The following is a 16,938-nucleotide window of genomic DNA, read 5'->3' as shown; positions in this document are numbered from 1 at the left end:
TTTCAGATGAGATCTAAAAAAACCGAGTCAATTGACTCGGTTTTTTTATTTAGCTTAAATCCATGAAAAATAAAAATTCAGTTAAAAATGATGACTTAGGCTGCATCCAAAGTAATCAGTCGTTCAATATAATACCAACACTCTTCAATTTCGCTGTGATCTTTGGTCACTTTTGCATAGGCAGTCATACCATCTAAGATATTGACATACATCGATGTAAGCACATGAGGTTGAAAGACTTTGGCTTTTTCGAACAAATCCTCAAGCAATCCCATCAACCACTCTCTATACGCTACAATTGGACCAATAATGGATGGGTATTGTTGTAAGATTTCCAGGGATGCTTTTTGAAACATACATCCATGAAAATCATCAGAATTGAACCAACCTAAGTGCCAAAAATAGACCGCTTTAATTTTACCCAAGTAATCATCTTCTTTGAGTAAGTTAATTTCTTGCTCAATCGCTTCTTGAATACTTTTATTTCTTCGTGATAAACACTCCTCGATCAAATTTTCTTTGGAAGGAAAGTATTTATAGAACGTCATTTTTGCAACGTTGGACTCAGCAATAATTCGATCTACGCCTACCGAACTGAAACTATGACGATTAAATAGGTTTAGAGCCGTTGCAATAATATCTTCTTTTTTTGACATTTTATTATCCTTTTTAGAATTCTTTAAAAAAAATTAATGTATTATTTAGGCATGGTTTATAAGCTGGACAATTCTGGCAACCATGCTTTTTCATATTATTTTAAGATCATTACAGAAAATATAGGTTTTTCCTTATTATCTCTCTTATAAATTAAGCAAAAATGAGGTTATAAACAAGCTGATTTGTAAAAAAATCTTTCTATTTCTAAAAAAATTAAAATATATTGTGCATTAATTCACCTTTTAGTGCAATTTTGATTAATTATCAATCTAAATTGTGATTATTTAGCTTATTGAAAAAATTGATTTCACAAAAAATTCATCTTATATTTAATTTATCCAATAAAAATATCTTTGGTTGGACCAATAGTTATATTCATAAGCAACCAAAAAAATCGAACTATACCATTGGAAAAGCAATAATATTTATTAATTCATTGAGTAAAAAACTATGCCAAAAAAATTTGAAAACTTTGACAACCCTAGACAGAAAGCTATAGACGGAATGAAAAATAGTATTTCTGCCGATGCATGGAACAACAATGTGAATTTTCTGAAGACATTAAGAGCAGAAATTTCAAATCATCCAGTATCTAAACACCCCGCAATCCAACTTCTAAATGACGGTTTAATTGATAAGGAGACCTTAAAACACATTCATTTAGAATATCGCCATGCAATCGTACAGGTATTTACCGATGCTTTGCTGATGGCGCAATTCCAAACAAAACAATTAGAACCTCGATTATTATCTGGTTCCAAAATGTACCCTCGTTTTTTATTAAATCTTAATATATTAGATGAGTTTGGTTTCCGCCCTGCACTCGATAAAGATGAATATTATTCTGGAAATCCAGAATATGCACATTATCCATTATTTGAAGACGTCCTTGATGATTTTGAATTAACTCAAGCGGAACGCTATAACTATTTACCTTCAATCATCGCACAAAAAGTTCGTGCTTATTTAGAAAACTCCTTTCATTGCTATCGTTCAGTTACTGCACTGTTGGCTGTGGCAGAAGAAGAAGTGATTTTATTTAGTCCGGCGCTTCGTCAAGCAACCCATTCGGTTGGCTTTGATGTGAGCAGCGGATATTATCATGTGCATGGTGTATCGCATGATGCGACATCTGAAGCCGCAGACGATGATCACGAAGATGATTTATGGTTTGTCCTTGCTCAAGCATGTACTGAAGCCGACTATGCATCTATTCGTAAAATTTGTTTTGAGTACTGTGATTTATGGCAACAATTTTGGGATGAACAAATTGTGAGCTATCAATATGAAGCAAACAGAAAGTTAGCTTAAATATAAAATCAATCAAAGGTCATCTCCATATTTTTCATGGAAAATGACCTTTAAATTTTAATTAAAATATCAGTGATCGGTGTGCTGCCACACCCGCCATTGTTCCATCCCCAACAGCAAGTGATACAGAACCACCCAATCGTGCTACATCCCCGCAGGCAAAAACACCAGCCACGGATGTTTCTTTTAGCGCATTGGTCTTAATCACCTCACCCATTACATTTTTTTCTATTTCACAGCCTAAATGTGCTATCCAGTCTTGTGAAATTAAACATTGAGTTGTGACAAAAATACCATCCATTGAAAGATGCTCTTCATTTTCAAGAATAATCTCACTTTGTCCCACGATTTCCTTAATGATTCGTTGTTCAATAATGACACCGCGCTCAATAAGTTGTGCTTGTATTTCTGCCTCGATTTTTTGTCCATTTAAAAAGAAAGTCACACTCCCCCATTCAGGCAACATCATCGCCATGTGCACAGCGTTTTCTGAGCTGGCAATAAGACCAATACGTCCTTGGTTGAGTTCATAGCCATGACAATAAGGACAATGAAAAATACTTTTACCCCAACGCTCCGCAAGTCCTTTGATTTCAGGTAGTTGATCTTTCACACCTGTTGCTACAATGATCTTTTTAGCGCTGACTGCATCTGTTCCATCAATACAAAGATGGAAGTTATCTTCTTTCCGTTCAATCCGTTTGACGAATCCATCCATCCAATCTACAGTTTTATACTGAAGTAATTGTTGCTTTCCGATCTGAGCTATTTCACTCGCTGCAGTACCATCTTGCGTGAGAAATCCATGTGAATGATCTGCAAAACGATTTCTACGCTGCCCTGCATCGATGACCACAACACCTCTTCTCGCTCGTCCTAAAGGTAACGCTGCCGCTAAGCCCGCATAACTCCCTCCAATGATTGCAACATCATAATTCATTTCAACACCATTAAGTAACTTTTAAAGTTACATTAATACTTTTCATTTATATTTGCAACTTTTAATGTTACATTAATAATTCATTTCAACATTTGATTTTTTATCTTATGCGTATCGACAGCAAGCTTTCTCGTATGCTTCATGTACTGCTTCACTTGGCCAGACAGAATAAAATTTTTACTTCGGAAGAGATCGCCAATATGCTATCAACCAATGCAGTGGTCGTTAGACGCACGATGGCTGGATTGAAAACCGCTGGTTTTATCCAATCAGAAAAAGGACCTAAGGGTGGTTGGCATCTTATCGCCGATTTAGAGAAAATTACTTTACTAGATATTTATAATGCAGTGGGTGAGCCAACAATTTTTGCTATGGGTAATGAAAGACAAAATCCAGAGTGTGGTGTCGAACGTGTTGTAAATGCAGCCTTAGAAGATGCAATGCAACAGGCACAAAATATTCTTTTAGCAAAATTAAAAGCAACGACACTTGCTGACCTTGCATACGAGTTTGATCAACTTTATCAAGCAAAAATGCACGACCACCATGCAGTAAAATCTTAATAACGGCATATTCAAGGTTTTTCACAGGATTCGCTTACTTTGCGATCATGTAATTTATTAAAGAGCAGCCTGATAAATTGCGATACAATTCAACTTTATTTATAAATGACGGCGATATGTTTTCACAACTCGATATCAATCTATTGGTTCTGCTCATCTTACTCGCTGTTGGTGTTTTTAGTCATAATACTGCGGTGACGATAGCAACTGGGGTACTGATACTGGTAAAACTCACACCGTTAGAACAATTTTTCCCTTATATCCAACAACATGGCTTAAACATTGGAATTATTATTCTCACTATCGGCGTGCTTGCGCCTATCGCCAGCGGGAAAATAAGTGGCGAAAATATTTTAAAGTCTTTTATCAGTGTGAAGTCTTTAATCGCCATTGCTATCGGACTATTGGTTGCATGGCTGGGAGGCCGTGGCATGAAACTCATGACCAGCCAACCCGATGTCATTGCAGGCTTATTGATCGGAACTGTCGCTGGTGTTGCGTTACTGAGAGGCGTTCCTGTTGGTCCACTTATCGCCGCAGGGATTTTATCTGTTTTTATTGGGAAATCTTAATCTTCGTCGTACATCCATTTTGATAGAAAACAGTCTAAGGGGTAGTTCAGAAATTAATTTCATTCACTACCTATTCAACAGACGCTTGTTTTAACTATTTTTCATAATAAACAGCTCGCTTCTGCGAAAATTTTTCTAGCTGCTTTAAAAAGCCCTCAAAATAATTCTTTTCTTTGTCTTCAGAACGATAGCCAGCATATAAGGTACGTCTTAGCCCTTGAGGTGAAACGCAATCCAAACGACGACTGACCACCCAACCCTTTTGCTCATATTCATTAACCACCCAATCAGGCAAAGCCGCGATCCCTCGCCCACTGGCAACGAGCTGAATTAACATCTGCGTCAAATCGGTAGTTCGAATATGTTTCGGTTGAATATTTTCAGGAATAAACAAATGCGCCATGATGTCCAAACGATGTTTATCGACAGGATAAGTGATCAAGGTTTCTTCTGCCAAATCTTGTACAGATACATGTTCTGCGCGAACAAAAGGATGTGTGTTAGATAACACCAAGCGTGACTCATATTCAAAGATTGGGAAATACGCGATCCCCTTGAGTACAATCGGATCTGCCGTAATCAATAAATCAAATTCTGCATTTTGGAGTAATTCATGTGGGTTTGATTCAAAGCCTGCGGCAAAATCCAAGTCAACATCAGGATATTGGTGACGATATTGATTTAACAAAGGCATCAACCAATCAAAACAACTATGACACTCAGATGAGAAGATGATCCGCCCTGTTTGCCCATGTACGATACGTGCAATATCGGTTTGGGTAATTTGCACCTGCGGCAATACATCATCTGCAAGTTTGAGCAAGCGTTCTCCAACATTAGAAAAGGTCACTGGGCGGCTACGGCGATTGACCACTTCAATACCATACCAGTGATCAAGCTCTTTGAGTTGATGCGAAATTGCCGAAGGCGTAAGACATAAATCTGCAGCGGCTGCAACCAATGAACCATGCTCTCTTAAAGCAGTCAGTGTTTTTAAATGACGAAGTTCTAGCACGATACGAACCAAAAATTGAATTTAATTCATCTTAACATGGAATTAATGAGCTTGTCTCAACATGAATTTTACCTCATTATTCTTAGGTAAAATGAATTTTAATAATCTTAAAAAGTTGAACGCATATTCTGTCGATTCAAGCGCATATACTGAGCTATCCGAAACCTTCAAGCGTATTTTTAATTAGAAAAATTCAGTTCAACCTGAGAATATTTCACTTAATTCAAATTCAAGACGATCAGAAAGCTTTTACAATAGGAGATTATTCACTTATTTATCTTTGTTTGCCATGTCTCTTGAACGCAAAAAGCTTACACTGCCTGAAGGTCACGATAAATTATTATTACATTCATGCTGCGCACCTTGTTCAGGTGAAGTCATGGAAACATTAATCGAATCTGGTATCGCCTTTTCGATCTTTTTTTATAATCCCAACATCCATCCAGTCAAAGAATATTTGATTCGTAAAGAAGAAAATATTCGTTTTGCAGAAAAGCATAATATTCCGTTTATTGACTGTGACTACGATACCGACAATTGGTTTGCACGCGCCAAAGGTATGGAAGACGAACCTGAGAAAGGCATTCGCTGCACCATGTGTTTTGATATGCGCTTTGAAAGAACTGCATTGTATGCCCATGAACATGGCTTTGGCTTAATTAGTAGTTCGTTGGGTATTTCGCGTTGGAAGAATATGCAGCAAATTAACGACTGTGGTCTTCGAGCCGCATCTCATTATCCAGAAATGCAATATTGGGACTATAACTGGCGTAAAAACGGTGGTGCTGTCAGGATGCTGGAAGTCAGTAAACGTGAAGAATTCTATCAGCAAGAGTACTGTGGCTGTGTTTATTCACTCAGAGATACCAATCGCTGGCGTATGGGCAATGGACGCGATCGCATCAAACTCGGCGTAAAATTCTATAGCAACGCGATGGATGATGAACACAATGAATCAACTTGATGAATAAAACGAAAAGCGGGAAAAGTTTAACTAAAAAAAGGCTAATCCATTCTAAAGATTAGCCTTTCCATTTCTTAATTTACAGACAAACTAATAATGCTATAGAACTGATTACTTGGTTTTTTCTTGCTATCAACCGACTCTGTAACTTCGACTAAATATTCCCCTGCACTTGGGAAAACTAAATCCACTGTACCATCTGTATTTGCTTTTATGGTTTTCGCTTGTTCGTCCGTTGCACCTTTAGCGCGAAGCACAACTTCAGCATTTGCTAAAGGCTGATTCGCTTTTGCAATCTTCACTTTCATCGTCTGATTCGCTTTTAACTCATTTGGATGAGTTAAAAACTCAACTTGAATCGGCGCTGCAGTTGACTGTACAGGTGAACTTTTCTCTTTTGTGATATAGGTAAATAATGACCATTCACGCGTCACTTCAACTGGGGCAATTTTCTTGCCTTTTAAATCAGCAGGAATCAGATAATCCCGTTCAGCTTTTGCTGGTGCTTTGTCTTCCGCTAAATCAAAAAATAATTTCCATTCTTTTTGGTCTTGCACATACTTCAATGGATAGCTTGCTTTGGTTTGTACGCTATAAGTACCCGCTTCAGGTAATTTCAAATCAAATACTGTAGTAGAACCAAGTTTCGAATCTGGCTCTATCGTACTTTTAACTTGTTTTGGATTTGTGATTTCAAACTTAGGACTTTTTAGCGCATATTCACTGTTCAAGGCTTCTTCAGCATAACCTGCTAAAATCGCGACTTGCGTATTTGTCGTTTGATATGCAACAGGTGCAACATAAGGCTCGTGTGCAGCACTATAACCTGAGATTAAAGCCAACGACGCAATCAATAATTTTTTCACAGTTGTTTCCCATCCATTCATCCACATACTCATTGATTAAGTATAGTGGTTCAGCCAATTAGTCTATGAAATGCATTATACATAAATGAAAATAATTATCATAAAGATTTAGTATTACTATCTTGATCTGCTATTTCAATCTTAGGTTGCATATATAAAATTTGTGTTCTTTTTCACATTTCTGTGATCTGCTCGATATAATATCGTCGCTTTATATGTTTCGAGATCGTATGTCTTCCCCAAGCTCTCCCTCTCTTTCTTCCCCGTCAAAAAACTATTCTTTATTTCTGGTGATTTTTTCACTCGCGATTGGTAGTTTTTGTATTGGTACAACTGAATTTGTTGCAATGGGACTGATCCAAGAAATAGCCACAGATTTAAATGTTAGTGTTCCCCATGCAGGTTATTTCATCAGTGCTTATGCGCTCGGCGTGATGGTTGGTGCACCCATTATTGCGATCTTAGGCGCTAAAGTCCCACGTAAAACCTTATTGCTGGGTTTAATGCTATTTTACGGTTTGGCAAATGCAGCTACAGCGTTCGCAACCACATCAGAGACCATGCTCGTTTCACGTTTTATTGCTGGTTTTCCACATGGTGCTTACTTTGGTGTTGCTGCGCTAGTCGCAGCCGAGTTAGCAGGTAAGCAACGTCGTGCGATTGCTATTGCCCAAGTGATGATGGGTTTAACCATTGCCAATGTGATTGGTGTACCCATCGCAACATGGCTTGGTCAACAATTCGGCTGGAAAACTGGTTTTGAATTTTCTGCTGTCATTGCCTTTATTACCTTGATCGGCATCGGACTTTTTGTGCCCAATATTCGCCCACAAAAAACGGCAAGTATTCGAGCAGAATTGAAAGGCTTAAAAAATATCAATATGTGGCTCACCCTAGCAGTTGGTGCGATTGGTTTTGGCGGCATGTTTTCCGTTTATAGTTACGTCTCCCCAATCCTCACTGAATATACACATGCCGATATTTCCGTTGTTCCAATTGCATTGGCGATCTGGGGCGTGGGTATGGTGATTGGTGGCTTGGTTGCTGGTTGGCTCGCAGATCGGCATTTGTTTAAAACCATGATTGGGATTTTAATCAGTTCCGCACTCACCTTCGTGCTCGCCAGTTTTATGATGGCAAATCTATATACGGCTATCGCAGCCTTATTTTTGATTGGTTTTACGGTGATTGGTTTAGGCAGTGCCTTACAAACGCATTTAATGGATATTGCAGGTGATGCACAAACATTAGCTGCATCGTTGAATCACTCAGCCTTCAACCTAGCCAATGCATTAGGCGCTTTTTTAGGTGGATGGGTACTGAGCCATAATATGGGTTGGTTAGCACCGATTTGGGTGGGGTTCGTACTCAGTTTAGGCGGTTTAGTGATTTTATTAATCGCCTTGGCTTATGCAAAATACACTGATAAAAAAGAATCTGTCGTTGCTTAACGACAGATTCTTCTCAATAGAATACAAGGCGTCATCACTAAATGTTATTTCACAACATCAGCTACTTCTTTTAACATCGCCTGCATACCACCCAAACCATTATTCATTAAATACCAGTTGCTCGAATCCAAATAAACAATATTGCCATTTTTGGCCGCTTTGGATTGATTGACAATATTGTTATTTAACACACGTTTTGCACCCTCTTGATTGCCCGTGATTGCAGCACCACGATCAATTACGAATAAATAGTCTGGATCTTTCTGGGCAATGAACTCGTGGGAAATGGCCATCCCATGCAAGCCCACTTTAATCGAAGCATCTGCTGGGGTAAAACCGTATAAATCATGGATATTACCAAACCGTGAACCTGAACCATAGGCAGCAATCTTGCTATTATTCACCAAGATCACCAATGCAGTTTTACCTTTGGTTTTTGCTTTTAATGCTGCAATGTCTTGCTCCAAGGTTTTTAATTGTTGCTCTGCCTCAGGTTTCTTGCCGACCATTTCTGCAATATTCAAGGTTTGTTGTTTAAACGAATTAAACTGATCGTTATAATCCACATCTACAAAATAAGTTGGTGCAATTTGTTTAATCTGATTCACCAGATTTTCCATACGCCCACTCATCAAGATCAACTCAGGCTGACTACCCGCAATTTTTTCCAGATTTGGCTCTTTTACTGTGCCAACATCCAGATATTGACCATCACTAAAGTTTTGTAGCACCGCAGGTAACGGCGTACCTTTGGGTAAAGCAACCACTTTGTCATCTGCCCCAAGTGCATGAATGGTATTCAGGGCGTTGGTATCTAATACAGCAATACGTGACAAAGTGGATGGAATCGAAATCTGACCCGCTTTACTGCTAAAACTCATCATCTCATGTGTATTAGTTTTTCCTTCCTGTGCCGCAGAAGGTTCATTTGAATGACCACATGCAGCCAATACTGCACTCAACATCATGATCGGCAACGTCTTTTTGAACAGCATAACGAACTCCTAACTAATAAAATATAAACCTAATTTGTGTTGTTGAATTTGTTGAATCGGGATATGAAAATCAAAGATCGCTTCTAAAGTTGTTTCATTCATGATCTGCTGTGGATGCCCTTGATAGACCAACTCACCATTTTTCATTGCAATAATGTGATCGGCATACACAGAGGCAAAGTTAATGTCATGGATCACCACAATGATGGATTTACCATGATTTTCAGCAAGATCTTTCAGCACACGCATAATTTGCGCAGAATGCTTCATATCTAAGTTGTTCAACGGCTCATCCAATAAGATATATTCGGTGTCCTGTGCCAGAATCATCGCAATGTAGGCACGTTGGCGTTGTCCACCTGACAACTCACTTAGCTGACGATGACGCATCGATTGCAGATCCATATAAGCAATGGAGCGATCAATAATGTCGTGGTCTTGCTTGGTCAAACGCCCCTGTGAATACGGAAAACGACCAAATGCCACCAAATCCTCGATACACAGACGCAACTCGGTATGATTGGACTGCTTTAAAATCGCCATTTTTTTGGCGATATCCGCACTTTTCATGTCATGTAAATCTTGACCATCCAACAATACCTGCCCCTGATCTGCATCAATCAGACGACTCATGATGGAAAGCAGCGTACTTTTACCTGCGCCATTGGGTCCGATAAATGCGGTAAATTGACCTTTGGCAATCGTGAGTGAGACTTGATTGACGACGCACTGTTGATGATAGCTTTTTCGTAAATTCTTCAGCTCTATTGCCATTTTTTATTTTCCTTCAATAAAATCCAGAAGAAATAAATTCCACCGACAAAGTTAATAATGACGCTCAATGTGGTTTTGAAATTCAGTACATGTAATACGATGAATTGACCGAGCATGAGGCAAAGCACACTCACTAAAATAATGCCGAGCAGTAAAATATGATGTTGATGAGTTTTAAATAGTTCCAACGTGATATTGAGTACCAATAAACCAAGGAACATCATTGGACCTGCGAGTGCTGTTGCAGATGCAAGTGCAAACACCACTAAAACCAGTAACAACCGACTCGTTTTGTCATAGTCCAGTCCAAGATTTAACGCATGATCTCGTCCCAACGCCATCACATTGAGCTTGTGATAATGTCTAAAACTGTAAAAAAGAATGGGGAGAATCGTCAGTAAAGATAGTGCAACCGTTTCCATTTTCACGACATTAAAACTGGCGAACCCAGCATAAGCGGCAACCTGAAACTCATCAGGATCGAGCAACACCTGAAAAAAGGTAGTCATGTTGTCAAATAGAGTCGAACAAATCAGACCAACCAACAGCAAAAAATAAATATTTTGTTGTGCAACTTTCTGAAAAATGAAGCGATAAAGTAATAAAGCAAAAGTCACCATTAACAACAAACTGATCAAATAATCAGTCACAAAGTTAAGCGACAATAACGTACTCGCACCAAAGAAATAAATAATTGCAGTTTTAGATAATTCGTATAATTTATCCAAACCTAAGGCTTGTGGTGTGACCACGCGATTATTCACAATCGTATGAAAAACCAAAGTTGAAACACCAACAGCAACACCTGCAACGGCAATTGCAGCGACCGTTCTTAAACGCAGTCCCAGTGCATACTGCCATGCAATCCCGAGATTCCAACCGAGATATAATCCAATGCTAACCAATACAGCAATCGCAAGCACAACCAGCTTCGTCGTATTATGCATAACGATACCTCCTGAGTAATAACCACAGGAAGATCACACTACCGACCACACCCATTATGAGGCTGACAGAGACCTCATACGGATAAATCACCACCCGCCCAAAAACATCACAGAGCAAGACCAGCAATGCACCAAGCAATACCGTATGTGAAAGTGTTTTGCGAATATGATCGCCTAAATAAAGGCTCACTAGATTTGGTACGATTAAACCGAGAAATGGAATCGCCCCCACCGTAACAATCACCACACCGGTAATCACCGAGATCAGCAGCAAACCTAAAAAAAGTGTCTGTTTATAATTTAAGCCAAGATTCGTTGCAAAATCCTCACCTAAGCCCGCCAACACAAAACGATTGGCAAATATATAAATCAGTACCAGTACAGGAATACTTAAATAGATCAATTCATATTGACCATTCAAAATGGTCGAGAAATCCCCTTGTAACCATCCTGCTAAGTTCTGCAACAAATCAAGTTGCAAAGCAATAAAAGTCGTAAATGCAGAAATAATACTGCCAAAAATCATCCCGACTAATGGAACAAATACCGTATCTCGATGCTTTAAGGTGGCGAGAATGCTCATAAATGTCATCGCACCAATCAGCGTGACAATGATAGCAAATCCAGTTTTGGCAAAAATGGAAGCACTCGGGAGTAGAATAATCGAAATCAAAACACCTAGCCGCGCACAGTCATATAAACCTGCTGTGGTTGGTGAAACAAAACGGTTCCGACTCAGTGACTGCATAATTAAGCCACAGACACTTAGACCAGCACCTGCAACAACAATCGCCATCAAACGCGGTAATCGACTCGTCCAAAAAAGCTGCCAGTCTTGCGGATTGCCTGCAATCAAACCAGCAATGCTCATGTCCCCAACACCGACGAACAAGGAAATCAATGCCAAAGGAATGAGTAACACAAGTAAATAGCGCCGTTTAATCATGGCGGGAGAATTTCATTTAATAAACAACCTTAAAAAATGCTTAAAAATTACGATAAACATCAAATAAGAAAGTATCATAAATGATAATTATTATTGTTATCTTTTTTTAATTTTTACTAAACCACCAACATCCACATTAAGTTTAATTAAATATTATTCAGTAACAGAGCTGATTTAAGATCATAATTTTAAAACCAGATAAATCGCCATACTTCCTTATAAAATTCAAGCAAACTATTAAAAAGCATCAATAAAACATTAAAATTCGCAGCTTAGACTCTCGAAAATATGGCTAGTTCAGTTAAAGCCTTTAAAAGCTTAGTGGATAAAAAATTGAACTGAGTCTTTAATCGGAACAATAACGGAGGCAACCAATAACAATGCCATCGCGGTATTAAACCATTGTACTTTATGGGGATGATTTACGATCGTTTTCAACCTTTCCCCCATATACGCCCACACCCCAACACTTGGTATACTCACCAAGCCAAAGATCACACCAATAAAAATAAATTCGACCAATCGACTATTTGCAGAACTATAAGTGGTAATTGCCCCCATTGCCATAATCCATGCTTTGGGATTGACCCATTGAAACAGCGCTGCGCCAATGAAACTTAATGGTTTATCAACTTTGGTATCGGTTTTAATGCTACCTGCTCGATAGATTTTGTAGGCTAAATACAATAAATAGCTAATACCTACGATTTTTAAGACTTCATAAAGCAAAGGCGAAGAACCAAGCGCAGCACCAATCCCATAACCAACCAGAATCACCATCACACCAAAGCCAAAACCAATCCCTAAAATATGTGGGATGCTTCGCTTTAGGCCAAAATTCAAACCCGAAGCGGCCAACATAATGTTATTTGGACCAGGGGTAATTGAAGTTACGGTTGAATAAACAATAAAAGAGAAAAAAGTAAGTAAACTCATATAGAAAAATAATTCATTTGTTCAAATTTTCACTTACTATAACAGTTAATTCTCTCAACTTTTTATTGATTATTACAATAAAATTGATATTTACTCGGATAACTTTTCACCACAATGTGGGCAATAGCTTTTTTGTTTCTGTTGGTTTGCTTGCTCTTGTTCTTCTAGTAGCTTTTCCTTGACCAATTGCATAATAATTTCATGGGTTTGCTCTTTTGGTAAGCCAACCCCAATACGAATCTTTTCAATTTCACGTTGATCATGCAATAAATCAAGCCCCCGAATTTGTAACGCTTCGCGAAACTCTTGTTCTAATCGTTGATTCCTTTGATTTAATTCGTTGGCTAGTCCTGATGCCAAAATACCCGCGGGCAATGCCGCAATACCAACACCCAAAATCGTGATCAAAGCACCTAATACACGCCCCACATTGGTCACAGGTGTCACGTCACCATAGCCCACTGTCGTTAATGTGACGACTGCCCACCACATGGACTGAGGTATTGAACTAAATGCTTCTGGTTGTACTTTATTCTCAACCACATACATAGCTGAAGCTGTCATGACGATCATAATGACTAAAATGAAAATAACCGCCTGAAAAGAACCCTTTTCGCGTTGAATGACTCTCAGCAGAATTTGTAAGGAGACAAAATAACGCGTCAATTTTAATAAGCGTAAAAGTCGTAAAATTCGGAGTACACGTAAATCGAAGTTGACGAAGAAGTTTAAATAAGCAGGTAAGATTGCAAGCAAGTCTATGATTGCCCCACCACTTTTCATCCATGCAAAGCGTTGTTTCCATGCGGATGATTCTGGATCTTTTTCTGCAATACTCCATACTCTGAGTAAGTATTCAATTGAGAAAATAGCAATCGATACATTTTCGAATATTTCAAATAAGCGTTGATGTGGATAAAAAATTGAATCTATCGATTCAAGGATGACTGCTGAGGCATTCGCCACGATCAAAATAATTAAAAAGTAGTTAACACAGCGGCTAAAACGGGTTTGATAGTCATCATCATGTAGTGTTTTATAAACAAATTGACGTAATTGTTGCCATGAAAATAGAGTCATACCGCACTTATAGTGATGTTAACCAAGTTAAAAATGTAACACAGCATCAAACAATTTGATAAATGATTTTGATCTAGATAAATAACTTTCCTCAATCAAACAAAAAAGTGATTAGATCTTTCATCATTATTTAGCCGTTTTGTATTTCTGCCATCGGCAAAATAAAAAGGATTTATATAATGTTGAATCTACAAAACTCCCTTTGAATTCTAGTCTCTCACTTTCGATAATCACGTCTTAACGGTTGTTTCTTTAACGATTCATTCATAAAGAACTATAAATTTTATTAAACCCATGATCATAAGGGGAATCCACATGGGATTTAAGCTCCTCCCTACGCTTATTTCTTTATTTATTACATTGATTATTTGGTTCGTTATACCTGTGCCGATAGGTGTCGATCCGAATGCTTGGCATTTATTGGCGATGTTTGTTGGCGTAATCGCTGCAATTATTGGTAAAGCCATGCCCATTGGTGCAATCGCGATTATTGCGATCATGCTCGTTGCAGTCACAGGTGTAACCAATGATAGTCCTAGCGGTGCTATTCAAGATGCCTTGAGCAGTTTCTCCAATCCATTGATCTGGTTGATTGGTATCGCAATCATGATCTCGAAAGGTTTACAGAAAACAGGACTTGGCGCTCGCTTAGGCTATTTATTTATTGCAGTATGGGGCAAAAAAACCATTGGTATCGGTTATAGCATGGTCCTTTCTGAGTTAATTCTTGCACCTGTTACTCCGAGTAATACTGCACGTGGCGGTGGGATCATCCACCCTATTGTTCGTGCGATTTCGTCTAGCTATGATTCAGATCCCGCCAAAGGAACTGAGGGGCGCATGGGAAAGTATTTAGCCCTTGTCAGCTATCAGGCCAATCCGATTACTTCCGCCATGTTTATTACCGCAACTGCACCGAACCCTTTAATTGTTGATCTAGTCGCAAAAGCAACCAATAGTGAAATTTCACTGAGTTGGAGCACTTGGGCACTGGCGATGCTACTCCCCGGTCTAATTGCATTGATCGTGATGCCATTGATTCTGTACTTGATGTATCCACCTGAAGTGAAAGAAACACCCAATGCAGCTCAATTTGCTAAAGATAAGTTAAAAGAAATGGGTTCAGTCAGTCGAAATGAAAGCATCATGCTCGGTGTATTTGGTATTTTACTGTTGTTATGGGCGGGTATCCCTGCCATGATTTTTGGTGCTGCTTGGGCTGTTGATCCAACCACAACAGCATTTATTGGTTTGACATTACTTCTGCTCACTGGTGTGCTGACTTGGGAAGATATTCTGACGCAAAAAAGCGCTTGGGATACGATTACTTGGTTCGCCGCTTTAGTGATGATGGCAACATACCTGAATAAACTCGGTCTGATTGCTTGGTTTTCAGGTGTATTAGAAAGTGGTATTGGGTCATTAGGTTTAAGCTGGGCACCTGCATGTCTATTGCTGATGCTCGCATATCTATATGCACATTATATGTTTGCAAGTACCACAGCACATATCACTGCGATGTTTGCTGCGTTCTATACCGCAGGGATTGCGCTTGGTGCACCACCGATGTTGTTTGCCTTAATGATGGCAGCCGCTTCAAGTATCATGATGACCTTAACCCATTATGCAACAGGTACATCGCCTGTGGTATTCGGTTCGGGTTACACCACACTGGGTGAATGGTGGAAAGCTGGCTTTGTTATGAGTGTCGTTAATATCATCATCTTTGTGGTGATTGGCGGACTTTGGTGGAAAGTGTTGGGTTATTGGTGATTTGAAACCTGAGGAACATTCTGTGTGAATAGGAATGTTCCTCTAAACTTAAATACCCAAATGTAGAACATATAAACTATTATTTGAATCAATGACCTTTTGCATAAGTTCTGCCAATATTTCAATTTTTTGTATCACTTCACTCTTTTGCATAATGATTTTTTCATAACCTGCTGTTTCTCGTAAAATACGATCAACATTCTCATTTGGATCAATCACATCATCATAAGCGTGAACAAAAGTATATGTGCCTGTTAACGTTAAAACATTCGGCGATAACTTTAAAATATTGACTAGACTAGAAAATAAAATTAGAGCTTCTGTAGCTCCCTCAACATCTATAATAGTCATCGCATGATAATCAAGTCCATATATTCTTTTTTTTAATAAAGGACTATAGGTTGGTAACCATTTTAGATAATCCATAAAATATAGGATTAAATCATCATGGATTGAAACATCGTAAGAAATCCCCCCGATAAGATCACAACAGTCATCGTAAGAGAGTTCATTTTTATTCAATAAAACAAAATCATGTGTAAATGCCATAAACAACTACCTTACTCTGAATAATAATTTTCTCTATTAACTAAATCGTGCCATTGCTTATGACTATAAATTTTAAGATTTTCTAGCTGAGTTCCTACCAACAAAAAACGATCATCCCATGTAAGAACCTCCCTATCATCTTCTAGTTTTCTTTCTGAAAACTTTGGAAAAAAATTAGCATCAAAATGCATTATACCTATTTCAAGTAGATGCTTTACCTCTCTAGGATTTTCAGGAAGAGAATGAAATACAGGAATACTTTCTATTAACTTACAGGCAATCTGATGTGGTGCAGCATACAAATCATCCAAATACCATTTCTGATCAGCACATTTCCATATATACGCATCAGAACCATTTTGCTCGATCAATAATGTCTCAGTAATAGCATTCGGATCTTGATACCAAACGATAAATTCTAGACTTTTAGTGGGAACAATTAAAAACGTTGGAAGTTTTAGATAAGGATAAGCTTTTAATACCCTAGAAAATAATTGTTGGATTGAGATTTTTAACTCTTCAAGATTTTGTTTTTTATAAAAAATATTTTCTAACTCAAAAATATTGTCTTTTAAACTTAAAATGCTTTTCATTTTATA

Annotated in this window: 18 protein-coding genes; 6 read left to right on the top strand and 12 right to left on the bottom strand. The window is 38.3% G+C overall.

Translation table 11 applies throughout. The annotated features are described in order from the left end of the window. Nucleotides 1–95 precede the first annotated feature (95 nt). Nucleotides 96–656 carry a TetR/AcrR family transcriptional regulator gene (locus F991_RS09160; protein WP_004670728.1) on the bottom strand — a complete coding sequence of 187 codons (561 nt, stop codon included), beginning with the start codon at nucleotides 654–656 and terminating at the stop codon, nucleotides 96–98. Between the two features lie 451 nt (nucleotides 657–1,107). Here F991_RS09160 and F991_RS09155 point away from each other — a divergent pair, with 451 nt between their 5' ends. Then, a complete protein-coding gene (locus F991_RS09155) occupies nucleotides 1,108–1,968 on the top strand; it encodes a hypothetical protein (protein ID WP_004670727.1) in 861 nt (286 codons plus the stop codon). A 61-nt stretch (nucleotides 1,969–2,029) separates the two neighbouring features. On the opposite strand, the gene F991_RS09150 is transcribed toward F991_RS09155, so the two are convergent. Next, on the bottom strand, nucleotides 2,030–2,908 hold the full coding sequence (locus tag F991_RS09150) for an NAD(P)/FAD-dependent oxidoreductase (RefSeq protein WP_004670726.1): 879 nt from the start codon (nucleotides 2,906–2,908) through the stop codon (nucleotides 2,030–2,032). A 107-nt stretch (nucleotides 2,909–3,015) separates the two neighbouring features. Here F991_RS09150 and F991_RS09145 point away from each other — a divergent pair, with 107 nt between their 5' ends. Next, the gene (locus F991_RS09145) at nucleotides 3,016–3,471 is read left to right on the top strand and encodes an Rrf2 family transcriptional regulator (protein WP_004670725.1); all 456 of its coding nucleotides are present in this window, start codon (nucleotides 3,016–3,018) and stop codon (nucleotides 3,469–3,471) included. A gap of 116 nt (nucleotides 3,472–3,587) precedes the next feature. Further along, on the top strand, nucleotides 3,588–4,043 hold the full coding sequence (locus F991_RS09140; protein ID WP_004670724.1) for a DUF441 domain-containing protein: 456 nt from the start codon (nucleotides 3,588–3,590) through the stop codon (nucleotides 4,041–4,043). Nucleotides 4,044–4,137: 94 nt separating this feature from the next. On the opposite strand, the gene F991_RS09135 is transcribed toward F991_RS09140, so the two are convergent. Next, nucleotides 4,138–5,058, bottom strand: a complete 921-nt coding sequence (locus tag F991_RS09135; RefSeq protein ID WP_004670723.1) for a LysR family transcriptional regulator — start codon at nucleotides 5,056–5,058, stop codon at nucleotides 4,138–4,140. Nucleotides 5,059–5,347: 289 nt separating this feature from the next. Here F991_RS09135 and F991_RS09130 point away from each other — a divergent pair, with 289 nt between their 5' ends. After that, entirely contained in the window at nucleotides 5,348–6,022 is a 675-nt protein-coding gene (locus F991_RS09130) for an epoxyqueuosine reductase QueH (RefSeq protein WP_004670721.1), read from the top strand. Nucleotides 6,023–6,096: 74 nt separating this feature from the next. On the opposite strand, the gene F991_RS09125 is transcribed toward F991_RS09130, so the two are convergent. Beyond that, the gene (locus F991_RS09125) at nucleotides 6,097–6,888 is read right to left on the bottom strand and encodes a DUF4198 domain-containing protein (RefSeq protein WP_212749355.1); all 792 of its coding nucleotides are present in this window, start codon (nucleotides 6,886–6,888) and stop codon (nucleotides 6,097–6,099) included. A gap of 230 nt (nucleotides 6,889–7,118) precedes the next feature. Between F991_RS09125 and F991_RS09120 the strand changes: the two genes are divergently transcribed. Next, a complete protein-coding gene (locus F991_RS09120) occupies nucleotides 7,119–8,339 on the top strand; it encodes an MFS transporter (protein WP_004670719.1) in 1,221 nt (406 codons plus the stop codon). Nucleotides 8,340–8,383: 44 nt separating this feature from the next. On the opposite strand, the gene F991_RS09115 is transcribed toward F991_RS09120, so the two are convergent. The 6 genes from F991_RS09115 to F991_RS09090 all read right to left on the bottom strand — a co-directional run bounded on the left by F991_RS09115 (nucleotide 8,384) and on the right by F991_RS09090 (nucleotide 14,017). Continuing rightward, on the bottom strand, nucleotides 8,384–9,334 hold the full coding sequence (locus F991_RS09115; protein ID WP_004670718.1) for a siderophore ABC transporter substrate-binding protein: 951 nt from the start codon (nucleotides 9,332–9,334) through the stop codon (nucleotides 8,384–8,386). A 9-nt stretch (nucleotides 9,335–9,343) separates the two neighbouring features. Continuing rightward, complete coding sequence (locus F991_RS09110; protein ID WP_004670717.1) at nucleotides 9,344–10,108, bottom strand: iron ABC transporter ATP-binding protein; 765 nt, start codon at nucleotides 10,106–10,108, stop codon at nucleotides 9,344–9,346. Then, a complete protein-coding gene (locus tag F991_RS09105) occupies nucleotides 10,099–11,055 on the bottom strand; it encodes an iron chelate uptake ABC transporter family permease subunit (protein WP_004670716.1) in 957 nt (318 codons plus the stop codon). The genes F991_RS09110 and F991_RS09105 overlap by 10 nt, the downstream gene beginning before the upstream one ends. Beyond that, complete coding sequence (locus F991_RS09100) at nucleotides 11,048–12,001, bottom strand: ABC transporter permease (RefSeq protein WP_004670715.1); 954 nt, start codon at nucleotides 11,999–12,001, stop codon at nucleotides 11,048–11,050. The genes F991_RS09105 and F991_RS09100 overlap by 8 nt, the downstream gene beginning before the upstream one ends. A 318-nt stretch (nucleotides 12,002–12,319) precedes the next feature. After that, complete coding sequence (locus F991_RS09095; protein ID WP_004670714.1) at nucleotides 12,320–12,937, bottom strand: LysE family translocator; 618 nt, start codon at nucleotides 12,935–12,937, stop codon at nucleotides 12,320–12,322. A gap of 90 nt (nucleotides 12,938–13,027) precedes the next feature. Next, a complete protein-coding gene (locus F991_RS09090; RefSeq protein WP_004670713.1) occupies nucleotides 13,028–14,017 on the bottom strand; it encodes an ion transporter in 990 nt (329 codons plus the stop codon). Between the two features lie 315 nt (nucleotides 14,018–14,332). On the opposite strand from F991_RS09090, the gene F991_RS09085 reads away from it, so the two are divergent. Continuing rightward, nucleotides 14,333–15,790, top strand: a complete 1,458-nt coding sequence (locus F991_RS09085) for a DASS family sodium-coupled anion symporter (protein WP_004670712.1) — start codon at nucleotides 14,333–14,335, stop codon at nucleotides 15,788–15,790. 48 nt (nucleotides 15,791–15,838) lie between these two features. Here the strand turns inward: F991_RS09085 and F991_RS09080 are convergent, their stop codons facing one another. Both F991_RS09080 and F991_RS09075 read right to left on the bottom strand, forming a co-directional pair. After that, on the bottom strand, nucleotides 15,839–16,339 hold the full coding sequence (locus F991_RS09080) for a hypothetical protein (protein ID WP_004670711.1): 501 nt from the start codon (nucleotides 16,337–16,339) through the stop codon (nucleotides 15,839–15,841). 11 nt (nucleotides 16,340–16,350) lie between these two features. Then, nucleotides 16,351–16,932 carry a hypothetical protein gene (locus tag F991_RS09075; RefSeq protein ID WP_004670710.1) on the bottom strand — a complete coding sequence of 194 codons (582 nt, stop codon included), beginning with the start codon at nucleotides 16,930–16,932 and terminating at the stop codon, nucleotides 16,351–16,353. Between the last annotated feature and the right edge of the window lie 6 nt (nucleotides 16,933–16,938).

Origin of the sequence: Acinetobacter sp. CIP-A165 (genome assembly GCF_000367985.1) — a bacterium.
Lineage (GTDB): Bacteria > Pseudomonadota > Gammaproteobacteria > Pseudomonadales > Moraxellaceae > Acinetobacter.
This window is presented reverse-complemented; position numbering and strand designations above follow the sequence as displayed.